Here is a 16371-nt window from a genome sequence, read left to right on the forward strand (position 1 = left end):
TATGCAGTCTGAAGCCCTAAATAATGTCATAACCTACGCTCCAAATTCTAGAGATGAACTCATCGACTATGCCGTTGATAACAAGAAGATCTTGGTAGCAGTAAATGCAGAAAAAATATTACACGCTACAGATCAAAGCAGAGCAATTATTAACAGAAATCTCGGTTACCCTGATGGTATTGGTGCTGTTTGGGCACTTAGAAAAAAAGGGCATAAATCAACCGTGAAGATTCCTGGTTGCGAATTGTGGTTAGACCTGATTCAGAAACACCATAGAGACAAATCCTTTTATTTAGTTGGTGGAAAAGACGAGGTGATCAATGCTACTGTAGAGCAGTTAAAATCTGAGTTTGAAGGGATCAATATTTGTAACTTCAGGAATGGCTATCTCAAGACCGAGGAAGAGGAATACGCCTTAATAGAAGACGTTAAAAAGCATCGCCCGGATGTTGTTTTTGTTGCCATGGGATCGCCAAAGCAAGAATTGCTGATGGAGCGTATTCAAAAAGAACACAATGCCGTTTATCAGGGATTGGGCGGAAGCTTTGATGTCTATACAGGTAACGTCAAAAGGGCACCAAAATGGTGGGTCAAAAATAATTTAGAATGGACTTACCGACTGATTAATCAACCCTCTAGAATAAAAAGACAGATTCATTTATTGCGATTTTTTATTAATCTACATTTAAATAGATATTAAATAAATACCATGAGCTATAAAATAACCATTATTGCGGGTGCCAGACCAAATTTTATGAAAATTGCCCCAATTATTCACGCTATAGAAGACGCAAAACGTTTGGGTGAAGAACTGGACTACAGACTCGTACATACAGGTCAACATTACGATAAAAATATGTCAGGTAGTTTTTTTGAACAACTTCAGATTCCTGAACCTGATATTAATTTAGAATGCAGCGGTGGGACCCATGCAGAACAAACGGCGGCTATCTTAATTAGTTTTGAGAAGGAATTAGTGGCGCATCCAGCCGATTTAGTTTTGGTCGTAGGAGATGTTACCTCAACAATGGCATGTGCCTTAGTAGCCCAAAAATTGCATACTAAGGTCGCTCATGTTGAGGCGGGTATTAGATCGGGAGATTGGACCATGCCAGAGGAAATTAACCGGTTAGTTACCGATAGTATAACAAATTATTTCTTTACCACATCTGAATTGGCGAATTCAAATTTAAGAAATAGTGGTATTAATAAGGATCAGATATTCTATGTTGGCAATACAATGATTGATACCTTACTAAAACAAAGGCCAAACTTTAGGGCCCCTCAAATTTGGAATGAGCTAGGACTCCAGCCTAAGGCTTATATTGTTATGACCTTGCACCGCCCTGCTAATGTAGATGAAGAAGATCAGTTAAAGGCCATGATTGATGAGATCATTAATCATACCAGAGATTTACCTTTAGTTTTTCCCGTACATCCCAGAACAGCTAAAATACTAGAACGATTGGAAATCTCGCATCCCAGATTGTATACTGTAGAGCCCTTAAGCTATTTAGAGTTCAATTATTTGGTTGAGAATGCTAAAGCAGTAATTACAGACTCAGGTGGAATTACTGAAGAGACCTCCGTCATGAATGTGCCGTGTATGACTTTAAGAGACAATACAGAACGACCAGAAACAATGACTTTGGGCACTAACGAATTGGTGGGAACCAACCCAAAAGCTATGAGGCCCTATTTGGATCAACTTTTTGAGGGGCAATGGAAGACTTACAAACCCATACCGTTTTGGGATGGTAAAACGGCACAACGAATAGTATCACATATTGTGGATTTAACTGCGAATCAACACTAAAGTATTTACATTTCTACTAGGACATCTCGGACTTCAGTTAGAAATTTGTATATTGCCATCATTGCCTTCTAACCCCTAAGATGTTTTGAAAATCAAATCATATGATTGAAACATTACTTGAAGACTTTACCCCTGAAAACTACACTGCCGTATGGTTAATTTGTGCTGTTGCTCTAGCATTTATTATAGCCTATCGCACGTTTCCTACCATCCTTTATGTGGCTAAAACGAAGCAATTAATGGATGAACCCGATAGCCGAAGTATTCACTCTAATAAGACCCCTACGCTTGGTGGTATAGGTATATTTCTAAGCCTCATCGTTGTCATGACAATCGTTGGAGCCTTTTTAAATACGAAGGTTTTGTTATTGGTTATGGGTGGGTTAACCATTTTGTTTTTCCTCGGACTAAAGGATGACCTTACGGTACTCTCAGCAAGAAATAAGTTTATAGGGCAACTTTTTGCTGCCGCATTACTAATTATCTTTACGAATACCCGAATTATTAGTTTCTCAAAGATTCTAGATATCGATATACTTCCCTATTGGATATCTATTGGTTTTACTTTATTTGTATATATTCTTATTATTAATGCATATAATCTTATTGACGGTATTGATGGACTTGCTGGTACAATTGCCTTAAGTGTCAGCGGTATTTTTGTTTATCTATTTGTAAATGCTAATGATTTAAGTTTGGCTACCATTGCCATTGCGTTATGTGGTGCTTTGATAGCTTTTCTTCGGTTGAATTTCTCTAATAAAAACAAAATATTTATGGGGGACACAGGATCTATGATTGTAGGATTTCTGTTGGCTTTTTTCACTATTAGTTTTATTAACATGGCACAAGTTGATGAGACATCTGCCTATTATAGAGCGTCTCCCGCATTAGCATTCGCCTTGTTATTTTATCCATTGATAGATACGCTTAGAATATTCTTTATCAGAATCGTCATTCATAAGACAAGCCCATTTAAAGCAGACAAGAATCATATTCATCACCAATTTATTAGAATTGGTTATAACCATCTAATGACTACAATTTTAATTTCAGGGATTAATGTTATTATTATTTGTATCGCATTTAACCTTTTACACCTTACCTTGAATACACAAATATTATTATTACTGCTTTATGGGTCTGTATTATATTTATGTCCATTTTTATTTAAAAAGTACATGAGAGGGTAAAAATATTTTACATTCATTTGCTAAATAGAATCTTTACTTTTGCCAGTCCTTTAAATGCGGTTATATTTGCTTGACTTATAATTAATTTGAATGAAACTTAAATTTATTACTTTTTTTGTGTTGGTATTGTCAGTATCCTGTGCCTCTAAAAAAGAAGTGCTTTATATGCAAGATGCGTCAACTAATGGAACTGGAGCTATTAATTATGAGAGCTCTGCGATACAGCCTAATGATATTCTTAAAATAACGGTTGAAAGTCTTGTTCCAGAGGCTGCGTTGCCTTATAACAAAACTAGTACTCAAGGAATGCAGGTGCAAAATATTCAGGTTTTGCAATTAGATGGTTATTTGGTGTCTCTAAATAATACCATAGAGTTCCCAGTCTTAGGTGAAATATCGACTGCTGGCCTAACCACTGACCAACTGAACGATATTATCAAAGACAGATTAATTTCAGAGGGCCATTTGTCTAATCCAACAGTAAATGTAAGACTTATTAATGCCAAAGTGACTGTACTAGGAGAGGTTAATCGACCTGGTACTTATACATTTACAGAACAAAATATTACTATTCTTCAAGCCTTGGGTTACGCAGGGGATTTAACCATTAATGGAAAGCGCGAGGATATTCTCATTACACGCGAAGTCAATGGCATGCGGAAAGTTACGCATATTGATTTGACATCAACGGCTTTTATGAATGGGGAGTTTTATTTTATCAAACCGAACGATGTCATTATAGTCAATCCGAACGATCCAAGAGTTAAAAATGCAGGGTTTATCGGAGACGTTGGCACCATTTTAACCATTGCGTCTTTGGCGCTTAGTGTAACTATTTTACTGACAAGATAAGTACTTATGGAAAATCAGTTAAGCAATAATTTCGGGTTTAACGAGGAGGAAAACTTAGATTTGAAGCGAGAATTCCTGAGGTATTTTCGCTATTGGCCTTGGTTTGTTTTATCATTAGTTGTTACTCTTGTTAGTGCGTATGCGTATTCACGGTATTCTCCTCGTATTTATGAGACCTATTCAAAAATAAAAATTTTAGATGAATCCGAAGGCTTAGAGTTACCGACGTCTGCATTTATATTTAAGCGATCTAATATAAATTTAGAAAATGAGATAGAAATATTGACGTCTTACCTCATCATGAATCGTGTGGTTAGAACGTTAAATTTGAATACAAGTTTCTATGAAGAAGGTACGATTCAAACATCACAAGTTGATATACTCCCATTTGATTTTGAGCAGGTCATAATTCCGGATAGTATTAATAGGACGTTGTCTTATAAGATCGATATTTTGAATAATGGCGTTAGGATTACTAATTTAATAACGGAGAAGGAGTTTTCCTTTCCTACCTATTCTACCAAGGATAAAGCGCACCGTTTACCATTTAATGTTATAATTAACAGGGATCTTGAGCTATTGGTTAATAAGACTTATATTGTTTATTTTGAGCCTATTAAGAATGCGGCTTTAGGGCTTAAGTCTAGAATTCAAGTAGAAGCTATAGGTGAACAAAGCGATTTACTCAAATTGAGTATAAAGGGAGAAAGTCCCGAGCTTTCTGAACGCATTTTAACTTCTTTAATGGATGTGTTTAACAGAGATGGCATTAATGATAGGCAATTAGTCTCTAAGCGAACATTGAATTTTATTGATGAACGTTTTGTGTTTTTAGCTGAAGAGTTGGATTCTATAGAAATCGATCAAGAAGTATTTAAAGAGAAGAATAATATCATTGACATAGCTACTGACGCAGAATTAGGCTTACAACAAAGAGCCGAATCGGAAAACGAGTTTTTTAAGTTACAAAATCAGTTAGCGCTCTCTAAACTTTTAGAAAATTCTTTAAATGAGAATTCCGACTCGGATCTGCTACCTGCCAATATCGGAATAGATAATAATGGTATAAATGTGCTTATATCGGAATATAATCTTGCGGTCATTAACCGAGATAAGCTCAAGAATGGTGGTGGTAAGAATAATCCAGCAGTGGTACTTGCTAAAGAGCAAGTAATGGATTTAAAATCTAACATCAACAGGTCTTTAAGAAATTACACCAACCAATTGGAAGCATCTCTACAACAACTGAGGAGTAGAAACGAGAAATTTGCAGGAAGAGTATCCCAAATACCAGAACAAGAGCGTCTGTTCAAGTCTATTCAGAGACAACAGAAAATTAAGGAGAGTCTTTATTTGCTTTTGCTGCAGAAGCGAGAAGAAGCCGCGATCAATTTGGCTATCACCGAGCCATCCATTAAAGTGGTTGAACATGCCCTATCAGGCTCTGGACCTATTTCGCCTAAGCCTAATATCATTTATGCTGGGGCTTTACTTATGGGGCTGCTCATACCATTTGGAATTTTGTACCTCATGTTTATGTTAGATACCAAGTTGCATAGTAAAGAGGATATAACTAAAGTGTCTCCCGCTATTCCTGTAATAGGAGAAATTCCTAACCTAAAGAAAGCCAAAGATATCATTTTTAATGACCCAAATGACCGTTCCCCTCTTGCTGAGTCGTTTAGAATATTGAGCGCTAACGTAGACTATATTTTGCCGATTAGGGAAGGCGATAAAGGAAAGATAATTTATTGCACATCTACGATTAAAGGTGAAGGTAAAACTTATGTAAGTTTAAACTTGTCTCTAGCATTGTCAAGTATTAATAAGAAGGTACTGTTAATTGGAGCGGACTTAAGAAATCCGCAGATTCATACCCATATTTTGGAGGATAAACAAAAGCCAGGGCTTTCTAATTATTTGCACGATATTAATTATGATTGGAAAGACGCCTTAATTAGTGGTTTTGACAAGCATCCTAACCATCATATAATCCTATCTGGAAGTATACCACCTAATCCAGCCCATTTATTGACCAATGGACGGTTTAAAAAGCTTATTGAAGAAGCTAAAGAGGTTTACGACTATGTCGTGGTAGATACTGCGCCGACAATTTTAGTTACGGATACCATGTTAATTTCCCAATTGGCAGATGCAACTATATATTTGGCTAGAGCAAATTATACCGAAAAAAATCTATTGAAATTCTCTAAAGAACTCAATGAAACAGGCAAGCTTAAAAATATGGCTTATGTCATTAATAGTGTAGGAGCTAGTAAGTCATACGGCTACGGCTATAATTATGGCTATAATTATGGGTATGGAATGAAAAATAGCTAAGTAAGGCAAATATTAAAACCTCTTTTTCGCCTTTTTCACTTATGATATTTATCATAATTTCTGTCAGTTTTATGCACTAATTTTAAGAGTGAATTATAAAACTGATAGTCATGAGATATATTCCACCAATTTCCGAAATAATGACCCAAAACATCATTGCTCTTAATAGAGATGATGATTTAGAAACAGCAGAGGTACTTTTTAAACGTAATAAAATAAGACATATTCCAGTAGTTACTGGAGACGTTATCATTGGAATGCTCAGTTATTCCGATTTATTGCGAATTAGTTTTGCCGATGCTGTCTATGATACGGACGAAGATGTGGATACCTTAGTGTATAACATGTTCACAATTGATCAAGTGATGGTTAAAAATGTGGTTACAATACCCTCTACAGCAACTATTAAAGAGGTAGCCAAAATATTGTCTGAAAATGAATTTCATGCGCTACCAGTAGTGGATAATGGATGCCTAGTAGGCATAGTTACTACTACAGATTTAATAAATTATCTCTTGAAGCAATTATAAAAAAAAAAGCGCCGTGAGGTGCTTTTTTTTATGAGTTTGCTAAAGTTTTTAAATGTTCAATGGTTGAAGCGGGATGATCGCTTTTAAAAACATGACTGCCAGCTACAAAAGTATCGGCACCGGCTTCGACAAGTTTCTGAATATTCTTATCTGTGACCCCACCATCAATTTCTATTCTCGTTGCAAGACCCTGCTCGTTGATCATTTGACGTAGTTTTTTGATACGCTGATAAGTCACGGTTTCAAATTTTTGACCTCCAAATCCAGGATTGATCGACATTAATAAAACCATGTAGCACTCGGGAAGAATATCTTCTAAGACGTTGACAGGTGTGGTAATATTTAAAACAATACCAGCTTTACACCCTGCATCTTTGATTTGTCTTAAGGTTCTGTGCAAATGCACCGTAGATTCATAATGAACGGTGATAATATCTGCCCCAACTTTTGCAAATTCTTCAATATAACGTTCGGGCTTTTCGATCATTAAATGAACATCTAAAGGTTTTGTAGCATGTTTTTTGATAGCTGCAATTACTGGCATACCATAAGAAATATTAGGTACAAAATGGCCGTCCATAACGTCAATATGAAACCAGTCCGCTTCACTTTGGTTGACCATTTCGGTATCGCGTTGCAGATTCCCAAAATCTGCAGCTAACATCGAAGGTGCAATTAAGCATTTATTCATGAATTGTGTTTTAAAAAGTTGGTCGTTAAATGGATGAGTTTTTTGGCAGGTAAATAGTCCGCATTCTTAATCCAATTAAAGTACAAATATAACTTTTTCATGTCGGCATATTTCTGGAAAATCTCGAATTTTCCAGCATTATAATCGTTGAAGATTTTACCGTCAATCTCAGTGTCTAGTAGTTTAATGATGCCACTATGCCTTTTATCCTTCTGTATCTTCTCGAATAATACATCAACTTTTTGGGATTCGCCTTCTAAAATTTGAAAGAAGTGATTGTTTTTAAGAATTAATAAACCGGTAATATGCGCTTTTGTGTTATTGAGATTGACACTTTCAATTAATTCAGAAATCATATTTTGGTTTAACCCCTTAGCAAAGTTACTGATGTAACATATGGCTTTCATTGATGAAAAAAAGTGTTGGTTGATACTAATATAGAGTAAAAAAGTGAACCCACGGTAATCAGCCGTGGGTTCTTTCATCAATCAAAAAACGAACAGTTATGTTTTGTAACTGTTGTTACCTTTATTAGGTTGGTCGTTAAATATACAAAAAACTAACCTTATCCTAAATAGGTCTTTAATATTTTACTACGTGATGTATGCTTTAATCTACGAATTGCTTTTTCTTTTATCTGTCTTACACGCTCACGGGTTAAATCGAACGTCTCACCAATCTCCTCTAAAGTCATAGGATGTTGATTTCCCAATCCAAAATACAAACGAATGACATCTGCTTCACGAGGGGTTAATGTTTCTAAGGCACGCTCAATTTCTGTACGCAATGACTCATGTAATAAATCTTTATCTGGATTTGGCGATTCACCACTTCGTAATACATCGTACAAGTTAGAATCTTCACCTTCTACTAGAGGTGCGTCCATAGATACATGACGTCCAGAATTTTTCATAGACTCCTTAACATCGTTAATGGTCATGTCCAATTCTTTGGCAATCTCTTCGGCTGAAGGCGGACGCTCATGACTTTGCTCTAAAAAGGCAAAGGTTTTATTGATTTTGTTTATAGAACCAATTTTATTCAAAGGTAAGCGCACAATACGAGATTGTTCTGCCAATGCTTGTAAGATAGATTGACGAATCCACCATACCGCATAAGAGATAAATTTAAAACCACGAGTTTCATCAAAACGCTGCGCTGCCTTAATCAAGCCCAAATTCCCTTCATTGATTAAATCTGGTAAAGTTAAACCTTGATTTTGGTATTGCTTAGCAACAGAAACTACGAAACGTAAATTGGCTTTAGTAAGTTTTTCTAAAGCAACTTGATCACCAGCCTTTATGCGCTGTGCTAACTCAACTTCTTCATCCGCCGTAATTAAATCTACTTTTCCAATTTCTTGTAAATATTTGTCTAATGACGCGGTTTCACGGTTGGTTACCTGCTTTGTAATTTTAAGTTGTCTCATGTAATTTTAAGATTTGTGCAATTTTTGTAACAATAGGCTACTATTAGTATACGTACAAACACAAGAAAATGTTACAGAAAAAATAAAAAATAATTAAAGATCGCTTTTTTAAGCATAACAAAGCCTTGTCCAATTAAACAAGGCTTTGTTATATTTAGAGAACTATTTTTTATTGCTCCTCAAAAGTTTGAGCATCTCCAAAATAAGCTACTCTCGAATTGATTACTTGTGATGTACCAATGAAGTCATCCGAAGAAATAAAAGCAATAACGCTCATTTTAGAAGGATCTGCAACATTAGATGGTACACTTGTAGTAAATGTTCTGCTATAAATCATATCTGTAAGGTCGTTAGCAGAAATCGCGTCACCGGTAACGTTAGTTAAACTTTCTCTTAAAACATGATCATGCTCAAAGTTAACGATGGTACTTGCACCACCATAATAACTTGTATAGTTTTCTTGGTCGGCAAATAAATCATCTTCAAGGATAAACACAGTTAATTTAGTATTGTCAAAAGAAAACAATTCATTAAACTTCGCATCAACTTTGATAGTCATTGTATTACCGTCTAATTGAGGTGTTATAGCAAGACCTAGTTCTGCGTTAGAACATCTAGTAATACTTACGACTTGGTCTATATTATTAGGCTCTGGGAAAGTCCAGTCAGTACCTCTATTGATTTTAGAGGTAGGATAACCTCCAATATTGAAAGCGGCTTCAAGTTGACCGACTTCAGGACATCCGAAATCACTATCACTATGAATAGAAACCGTAAATGCTTGGTCAGTTTCAGCTTCAACAAGTTCTATGGCATACGATACTCTTGGACAGTAACCACACCAAGTACCTGTGAACTTTTCAATAAGAACATTTTTAGCAAAACGTGCCACATCTTCTGAAACATTTACGTCCAACATATTACTCATTATACTTTGATATGTTGCCGTAACTTCTAAGTCATCGCTATTTGTGGTGGTGTACGAATTTCCGCTTACACTATTTCCATTAACAGAAATAGAAGATTGACTCGTTAAGTCCATATTGTTATTTCCACGTACGATAAAGCTTACAGTATCCCCTGGGTAGATTCCACATTCGGTAGAACTAGAAATTTCAATCGTAATACTTGTGATGTCATTCCCATTTCCGTTGCCATTCCCGTTTCCATTGCCGTTTCCGTTTCCGTTTCCGTCACCATCACCCCCGTCGCTACTACAGGCGTTGAAAGACAAGGCCGCGGCCATAAATAAAAGGTTAAAAAAATGTCTCGTTTTCATGATTTTTTAGATAGTTTTTAAAGTTAATATGAAAAAAAATTAAAATAAGGGGTAATTTTTAATTTTCTGGTATTATTATTGCAATATATAAAAAAATGTTAAAATCTATGAAGCGCACAGTTTTTATTCTCCTTTTATTTCAATTATTCTTTCTAAATGCTCAAGAATTACCTGACATTTCCTTGAACAATACCGATGGGGAGTCCGTATCAATCAAAGAACTTACACAATCCGACAATATTAAAATATTGAGTTTTTGGGCAACTTGGTGTGTACCATGTATTAATGAATTGGATGCCATTAGCGATGTTTATGAAGAATGGCAAGAAGAAACCAACGTTGAGCTCATCGCAATTTCTACCGATGATGCAAGAACCAAAAAACGAGTGATTCCTATGATTAACGGAAAAGATTGGGAATATCAAATTTTAATAGATGATAATCAAGATCTTAAGCGTGCATTGAATATTAATGTCTTACCCTACGTCGTTGTTGTTAAGAATGGCGAAATTATTCATACACGAACTGGCTATACCCCTGGTAGTGAAGAAGAGCTCTACGAAGTTGTAAAAGCCCATAGTAAATAACCTCCCTTTAGTTTAAAGCTAACCATAAATCTAACTAACACAATCCGTAAATGAAAAGACTAGTACAAGTATTAGTTTTTTGTTTCGTTATTAACCAAGTTTCCGCTCAACTCATTGATAATTTAAGAGTTGGATTAGAGTCTAACATGGCTTGGTATAACGACGACAAAAGAACTGGACCATTTTTTGATACCGAAAATCGAGACGGTGATGAACACTTAAGGTTTAATACCTATTTGAAATTAGACTATAACTTTTTAGAGAATTTTACAGCCACAGTACAAGTAGAATCTTATGAACCTTTGGCATTGCTGAATTATTCGCCAAATTTTGATGGTACCAATTTAGGTATTTACTCTTTGAACTATCAAGATTCTAAATTAGAGGTCAATGCAGGCCATTATTACGAACAATTCGGTAGTGGCCTTATCCTAAGAAATTGGGAAGACCGACAATTGGGAATTAACAATGCACTTTTAGGAGGAAGGATAAAATATACACCCTTTGATTTTTTAGCCCTTACCGCACTCTATGGACAACAGCGTGTTGGATTTGAAACGGCAGACAGTGATATTTACGGTTTTAATACTGAGATTGACGTCTCGTCAATTTTAAACCTAGAGGAGTCATCGATAAATCTTGGGTTTAGTTATGTGGGAAGAAATCAGGAAACTGATATCGAAGACCCTAATTTTGACGAATTGACCAACGCGTTCTCAGGTCGTATCGATTTCTCCAAGGGCAGCTTCTATGCCAATGCAGAATATGTTACAAAATCTGATGATGTTTTTGTGTTTGAAGGACAATTGCTTAATACTTCCGTAAATCCAGGTAATGCCTTGTTATTTAATACAGGGTTTTCCAAAAAAGGTTTTGGACTTGACGCTACATTTAGACGATTGGAAAATATGGGATTCTATTCCGAGCGAGAGAAAACAGGAAATGTCTTTTTGGAAAATAATATCAACTTCAACCCAGGGTTAACAAAACAGCACGATTATCTCTTGACTAATATTTTTGTTTACCAAGCGCAAGCTGAAGTTCGCTTTGTAGATCCTCAGGCTACTGAAGCCGGTGAGATCGGAGGACAAGTCGATATATTTTATAACATTAAGAAAGGGACTGCATTGGGAGGTAAGTACGGTACAAAATTAGCTTTTAATGCGTCTTATTGGGCTGGTCTCAAAGGAGACTATAATTTTGCTGATTTGTCCTATGATGTTGATTTTATGGGGTTCGGGGATAAATATTTTTCAGATATCAGCTTAGAAATAAGAAAAAAGTGGAATAAAAAGTGGAACTCTATTTTTTATTATGTCAACCAATATTACAATCAAAGAACTATTGAGGATAGACCGACAGGGGAGATCATTAAAACCAATATTATAGTTGGGGAGACATTCTATAAATTCGGAAGAATAGGTCAATCTGTGCGTTTAGAATTACAAAGACTATGGTCTAATTCGGATAATCACAATTGGGTAGGAGGAACACTAGAGTATAACCTAAGTCCAAGATTGGCATTTTATGTCAATGACATCTATAACAGTGGGGATGACAGCAGCACGTCCGAAAATCATTATTATAACTTTGGCGGAAGCTTTACCAAAGGCTCGACACGGGTCTCCCTAAATTACGGAAGGCAAAGAGCCGGTCTGGTATGTGTTGGAGGTGTCTGTCGATTTGTACCTGAAGCAACAGGGCTTTCGGCGAGTGTACTTATGAATTTTTAATTGTTAAGGTGTTATTCAAAATCAAGGGTTTGAGTGGCTTCAATTAATTGGAACAAGGCCTCAATTTTTGAATAGATTTTATTAAAAAAGGTCAGTTTTTCTTTTTCACCGGCCGTATTTAAAAGTTTTGAGCTTTGCAGTTGCTTGTTTAAAAAGGCTTCTGCCTGTCGACATGTTGCTTTATCAGAGCTTTGGTAATACGATAATATGGTAAAAGGCACAAATAGAGATTGCCTATGCGGTGTACTGACTAGAACACTATTGTTCATCAATAATAACTCATTGTAGTAAAAATAATAACTGTCGCTATTGGGCTTTACCTGGTCTGCAATAGAAACTATCAATTGCTTTAAATCACGGCAGAGTTGCAATGCCGTTCCATTTGTGACATGCCCTGCCTGATTATAAAAATGAATTTGCTTTAAGGTACTGTTAATTGTGGTAACATCCCAAATTTCGGTGGTATTCAAGTCCTTATATATGCTCCCCAGAGCCTTAGCTGATTCTAATGTGTCAACCCTTAGAGAAAAGGATTCAAAATCTCTTAAATCCATCGAAGAATCCAAAAGTTTTAACCATACATACATTTTAAACCGGCTAAGGAGATCGTTTTCCAAGGTATAAAATAGCGGAATGTCTTTAGCTGAATATAAAATATGACAATTCTTTTGGTTTAGAAGTGGTTGAAGCGACGCGAAAGAATCGTCGAAATACCTCTTCAACTCTTTTTCGCTATGTATGGGCTTGGTCTTTTGAACTGCAATAATATGTTTCTCTGTGTTTTCAAAGAGTTGGTCTAATGATAGATCATAATATTTAGCTAAAAGCACACTTTCATCGAGTGAGAATTTACTTTTTAGAGCTGTACGTCGGTGCGCGGCATCATAACTGATGTCTAAGGCAGTCGCTATGGCTTCGTTCAAAGAGGTTCCGGTGGGTAATTCGGATTGTAAGGTCTCTAGAAGTTGTTTTTGAAACATGTTTAAAGGTATTACTTATTTGTGATTATCACAAAAAATATTTTGGATTTACGTGATTACAACGATTTAAAATGTGATTATAGCAATATGTTTGAGTAATAATCCTAAAATTGAATATTATGGAACTACCAATTATTCCCGGAAGAGGCCTCGTCACAAGAACATCGACCAATATGCGTTTGGATTTTCTTAAAGCTAACAATATTGAAGCAAAGACCATCTCCAATACAACATTAGAACTTCAGGATATTCGAAACAATATTGAATCCTATATAGGGTCCACCGAAATTCCGCTCGGTATTGTAGGACCACTGTTATTTAATGATCGTGGAAAAAAGGAATTGGTGTATTGCTCAGCGGGTACTTTAGAAGGTGCTTTAGTGGCAAGTATGAACAGGGGAGCACGAGTCATTAGCAAGAGCTATGGCTTTATGGCAGATGTTAAATGGCAGAGAATGGTAAGGTCTCCCATGTTCATGTTTGTCAATGAAATGGAAGCGCGCATGTTTGATGATGTGGTTAAGGACTGGTTCGATGATATAAAGCGAATTGCAGAAGCACAATCTAACCACGCTAGTCTAATGAAAATAGAAGCTTTTAGGATTGACAAAGTGGTGCATCTTAAGTTCATTTACCGCACTGGGGATGCATCAGGTCAAAACATGACCACAACTTGTACTTGGCATGCAGTGCTATACATCGTTAAAAAGCTCAAAGAAGAAAAGCGTCTGACACCCCAAGACTTTGTCATTGAGGGAAATGGCGCCTCAGATAAAAAAGTATCGCAGTACAACATTGACTCAGGAAGAGGGATATACGTTACAGCCAAATGTAGCATTCCTGAAAAGGTTTTAAATAAAGTTTTAAGAACCACTTCAGATAAAATGATAGCCTGTTATAACGCTTCGAAAAAGCTGGCCAAAAAAGATGGTATGGTGGGATACAACATCAATGTGGCTAACGCCATAGCAGCAATTTTTGTGGCAACAGGGCAAGATTTGGCGTCCATCCACGAATCTGGAGTTGGCCTATTAGGTCTTAAGCGCAACAATAGTGGTCTTGAGGTAGAGCTCACTTTACCTAATTTGGTGATTGGCACCATAGGTGGGGGCACAGCTTTACCAAGACAAAAGCAGGCTTTGGAAATAATGAACTGTTACGGAAAAGATAAAGTCAACAGATTTGCTAAACTCATTGCTGGTTTTGCCCTGGGTCTTGAGTTGTCAACATTTGCAGCCATTGTAAGTGGTGAATTTGCAAAAGCACACGAAAAATTGGGAAGAAATAAACCTAAAGATTGGTTGTTATCATCCGAAATTAATCCAGATTTTATAAAGTCGAGCTTAAATGGTTTTTTTAGAGATAAGGATATTGAAACCATTGAAATTGTTGACGAAGCCCATGTAGATACTGGAATTCTTACCAATATAGCTTCTAAAACGACCACTAAAGTCACAGGGTTTATTCCCTTTAGGGTGGCCTACAGGCATTTTGCAAATACAAAAGCGCAAAAGGATATTCTTATTAAGTCCAAACCCATGGATATGGATGTCATAAAGGGATTGCATACTGTTGCGGCTTCCATAAATCCAGAATTGTCAGATTTAATAAAGAATACCTCGCAACATTTAGAGTACCATCAATGCCATCTAAAAGAAGTAGAAATCTATGATTTTCTACAGAAATCAAACTTTGAACATTACCCTTTTTTATTCGGAAAGCACATTGATCCTAATCGGGAAATATATATGCTAATGATCAATTTTATCGATAAGAATGAGATGCAAATAATGAATTCCGAAAATAATCCAGACCTATGGAATTCATCTCAAATCATTTCTGTAATTGAGGCCATTACCAAGTTTCATAAAATCGCAAAAGCACATCAATTTAGACATGTTCAAGACTTTAAACCATGGAATTCCAAAGCCTTGTATAAAAAGTTAATGTCTATTTTGATTAATGAGTGTTCAAGCGAAGAGAACCAATCCATACTTAAACGCTTGTACAACCAAATTCATTATTTAGAAGAAGAGGCACTGTCTATAAACATAGAGAAGACCATAATCCATAATGATTTTAATCCAAGGAATATTGCAGTTAAAAAAAATGACCTCCCAGTAATATATGATTGGGAGTTGGCGGTTAGAGATTTTCCCCATAGAGACATCGTGGAGTTTTTGAGTTTTGTTTTGCCTTTAAACTTCAAGAAGGAGACCTTTTATTTTTATCTCCAAGAGCACTTTCGGTTATATGATTCACCACATCCTTGGGAAACATGGTTAAAGACCTATAAATACACGTTGAAAGTGTATATAATAACCAGACTTTCTCTTTACGAAGTATCAGGTCTATTAATACCGTATGATTTCTCAAACCGCGTCTTAAATACAGCACTTAGAATGCTAAAATACTTGAATCATAATGGATAGTTTATCACATCATTTAGTAGTTGTTTTGTTGCCATTAATCCTATCCAATGTTTTACATCTGTTGGTGATTAAGAGCAACAGTTTTTCTTATTTAAAACATCCTATTTCTGACCAAAATTTTGGGACTAATAAGACTTGGAGAGGCTTCATTTTTGTTCCGATGACCAATGCACTCATTCTAAATATTGTGGATTTAACATTTAATTTGGGGCTAACCAATTCTTATGGTTTAGGTGCATTACTCGGGTTGGCTTATATGCTGTTTGAGCTACCAAACTCTTTTATAAAAAGACAATTGGGAATTCGACCAGGAGGCCAATCTAATTCCAATCCCATTCTTTTCTCATTAATTGATAAAACAGATTCAGCATTTGGGGTAAGCCTTATCTATTATGTATTGGGTTATGCCGATTTTAAGAGTGTATTACTCTTATTTATATGTAGTAGCGTAACACACGTATTAATGAGTAAGCTTCTTGTACAATTAAAATTAAAAACATCATTTTAAC

15 protein-coding genes are annotated in these 16371 nt (G+C 35.9%); 10 read left to right on the top strand and 5 right to left on the bottom strand.

The window, feature by feature from the left end; translation table 11 throughout:
• The first annotated feature begins 1 nt into the window (after position 1).
• The 6 genes from ACO052_RS07345 (at position 2) to ACO052_RS07370 (ending at position 6731) form a co-directional block, all read left to right on the top strand.
• On the top strand, positions 2–700 hold the full coding sequence (locus tag ACO052_RS07345; RefSeq protein ID WP_422107360.1) for a WecB/TagA/CpsF family glycosyltransferase: 699 nt from the start codon (positions 2–4) through the stop codon (positions 698–700).
• Positions 701–709: 9 nt separating this feature from the next.
• Positions 710–1816, top strand: coding sequence for a non-hydrolyzing UDP-N-acetylglucosamine 2-epimerase (gene wecB, locus ACO052_RS07350; RefSeq protein ID WP_422107361.1), 1107 nt, complete (start codon positions 710–712; stop codon positions 1814–1816).
• A 101-nt stretch (positions 1817–1917) separates the two neighbouring features.
• Positions 1918–3009, top strand: a complete 1092-nt coding sequence (locus ACO052_RS07355; protein WP_422107362.1) for an MraY family glycosyltransferase — start codon at positions 1918–1920, stop codon at positions 3007–3009.
• A gap of 90 nt (positions 3010–3099) precedes the next feature.
• Positions 3100–3861: a polysaccharide biosynthesis/export family protein gene (locus ACO052_RS07360; protein ID WP_422107363.1), complete on the top strand. Its 762-nt coding sequence runs from the start codon at positions 3100–3102 to the stop codon at positions 3859–3861.
• 6 nt (positions 3862–3867) lie between these two features.
• Positions 3868–6201 carry a GumC family protein gene (locus ACO052_RS07365; RefSeq protein ID WP_422107364.1) on the top strand — a complete coding sequence of 778 codons (2334 nt, stop codon included), beginning with the start codon at positions 3868–3870 and terminating at the stop codon, positions 6199–6201.
• 110 nt (positions 6202–6311) lie between these two features.
• Complete coding sequence (locus tag ACO052_RS07370; protein ID WP_422107365.1) at positions 6312–6731, top strand: CBS domain-containing protein; 420 nt, start codon at positions 6312–6314, stop codon at positions 6729–6731.
• Between the two features lie 28 nt (positions 6732–6759).
• Here the strand turns inward: ACO052_RS07370 and rpe are convergent, their stop codons facing one another.
• The 4 genes from rpe to ACO052_RS07390 form a co-directional block, all read right to left on the bottom strand.
• Positions 6760–7422 (bottom strand): ribulose-phosphate 3-epimerase, encoded by a 663-nt coding sequence (rpe, locus tag ACO052_RS07375; protein ID WP_422107366.1) that lies wholly within the window; start codon positions 7420–7422, stop codon positions 6760–6762.
• Positions 7419–7778, bottom strand: coding sequence for a BLUF domain-containing protein (locus ACO052_RS07380; protein WP_422107367.1), 360 nt, complete (start codon positions 7776–7778; stop codon positions 7419–7421). The genes rpe and ACO052_RS07380 overlap by 4 nt, the downstream gene beginning before the upstream one ends.
• A 209-nt stretch (positions 7779–7987) precedes the next feature.
• Positions 7988–8851: a sigma-70 family RNA polymerase sigma factor gene (locus ACO052_RS07385; RefSeq protein WP_040247666.1), complete on the bottom strand. Its 864-nt coding sequence runs from the start codon at positions 8849–8851 to the stop codon at positions 7988–7990.
• Between the two features lie 169 nt (positions 8852–9020).
• Positions 9021–10130: an Omp28-related outer membrane protein gene (locus ACO052_RS07390; RefSeq protein WP_422107368.1), complete on the bottom strand. Its 1110-nt coding sequence runs from the start codon at positions 10128–10130 to the stop codon at positions 9021–9023.
• Between the two features lie 107 nt (positions 10131–10237).
• Here ACO052_RS07390 and ACO052_RS07395 point away from each other — a divergent pair, with 107 nt between their 5' ends.
• Positions 10238–10717, top strand: a complete 480-nt coding sequence (locus tag ACO052_RS07395) for a TlpA family protein disulfide reductase (RefSeq protein ID WP_422107369.1) — start codon at positions 10238–10240, stop codon at positions 10715–10717.
• A 50-nt stretch (positions 10718–10767) separates the two neighbouring features.
• Positions 10768–12450 carry a DUF6029 family protein gene (locus ACO052_RS07400; protein ID WP_422107370.1) on the top strand — a complete coding sequence of 561 codons (1683 nt, stop codon included), beginning with the start codon at positions 10768–10770 and terminating at the stop codon, positions 12448–12450.
• A gap of 11 nt (positions 12451–12461) precedes the next feature.
• On the opposite strand, the gene ACO052_RS07405 is transcribed toward ACO052_RS07400, so the two are convergent.
• Positions 12462–13430 carry a hypothetical protein gene (locus tag ACO052_RS07405; RefSeq protein WP_422107371.1) on the bottom strand — a complete coding sequence of 323 codons (969 nt, stop codon included), beginning with the start codon at positions 13428–13430 and terminating at the stop codon, positions 12462–12464.
• A 119-nt stretch (positions 13431–13549) separates the two neighbouring features.
• On the opposite strand from ACO052_RS07405, the gene ACO052_RS07410 reads away from it, so the two are divergent.
• Both ACO052_RS07410 and ACO052_RS07415 read left to right on the top strand, forming a co-directional pair.
• Entirely contained in the window at positions 13550–15862 is a 2313-nt protein-coding gene (locus tag ACO052_RS07410; protein WP_422107372.1) for a phosphotransferase, read from the top strand.
• Complete coding sequence (locus tag ACO052_RS07415; RefSeq protein ID WP_422107373.1) at positions 15855–16370, top strand: CDP-archaeol synthase; 516 nt, start codon at positions 15855–15857, stop codon at positions 16368–16370. The genes ACO052_RS07410 and ACO052_RS07415 overlap by 8 nt, the downstream gene beginning before the upstream one ends.
• The last annotated feature ends 1 nt before the right edge of the window (position 16371 follow it).

This window comes from Winogradskyella sp., assembly GCF_965228925.1.
Taxonomy (GTDB): Bacteria; Bacteroidota; Bacteroidia; order Flavobacteriales; family Flavobacteriaceae; genus Winogradskyella.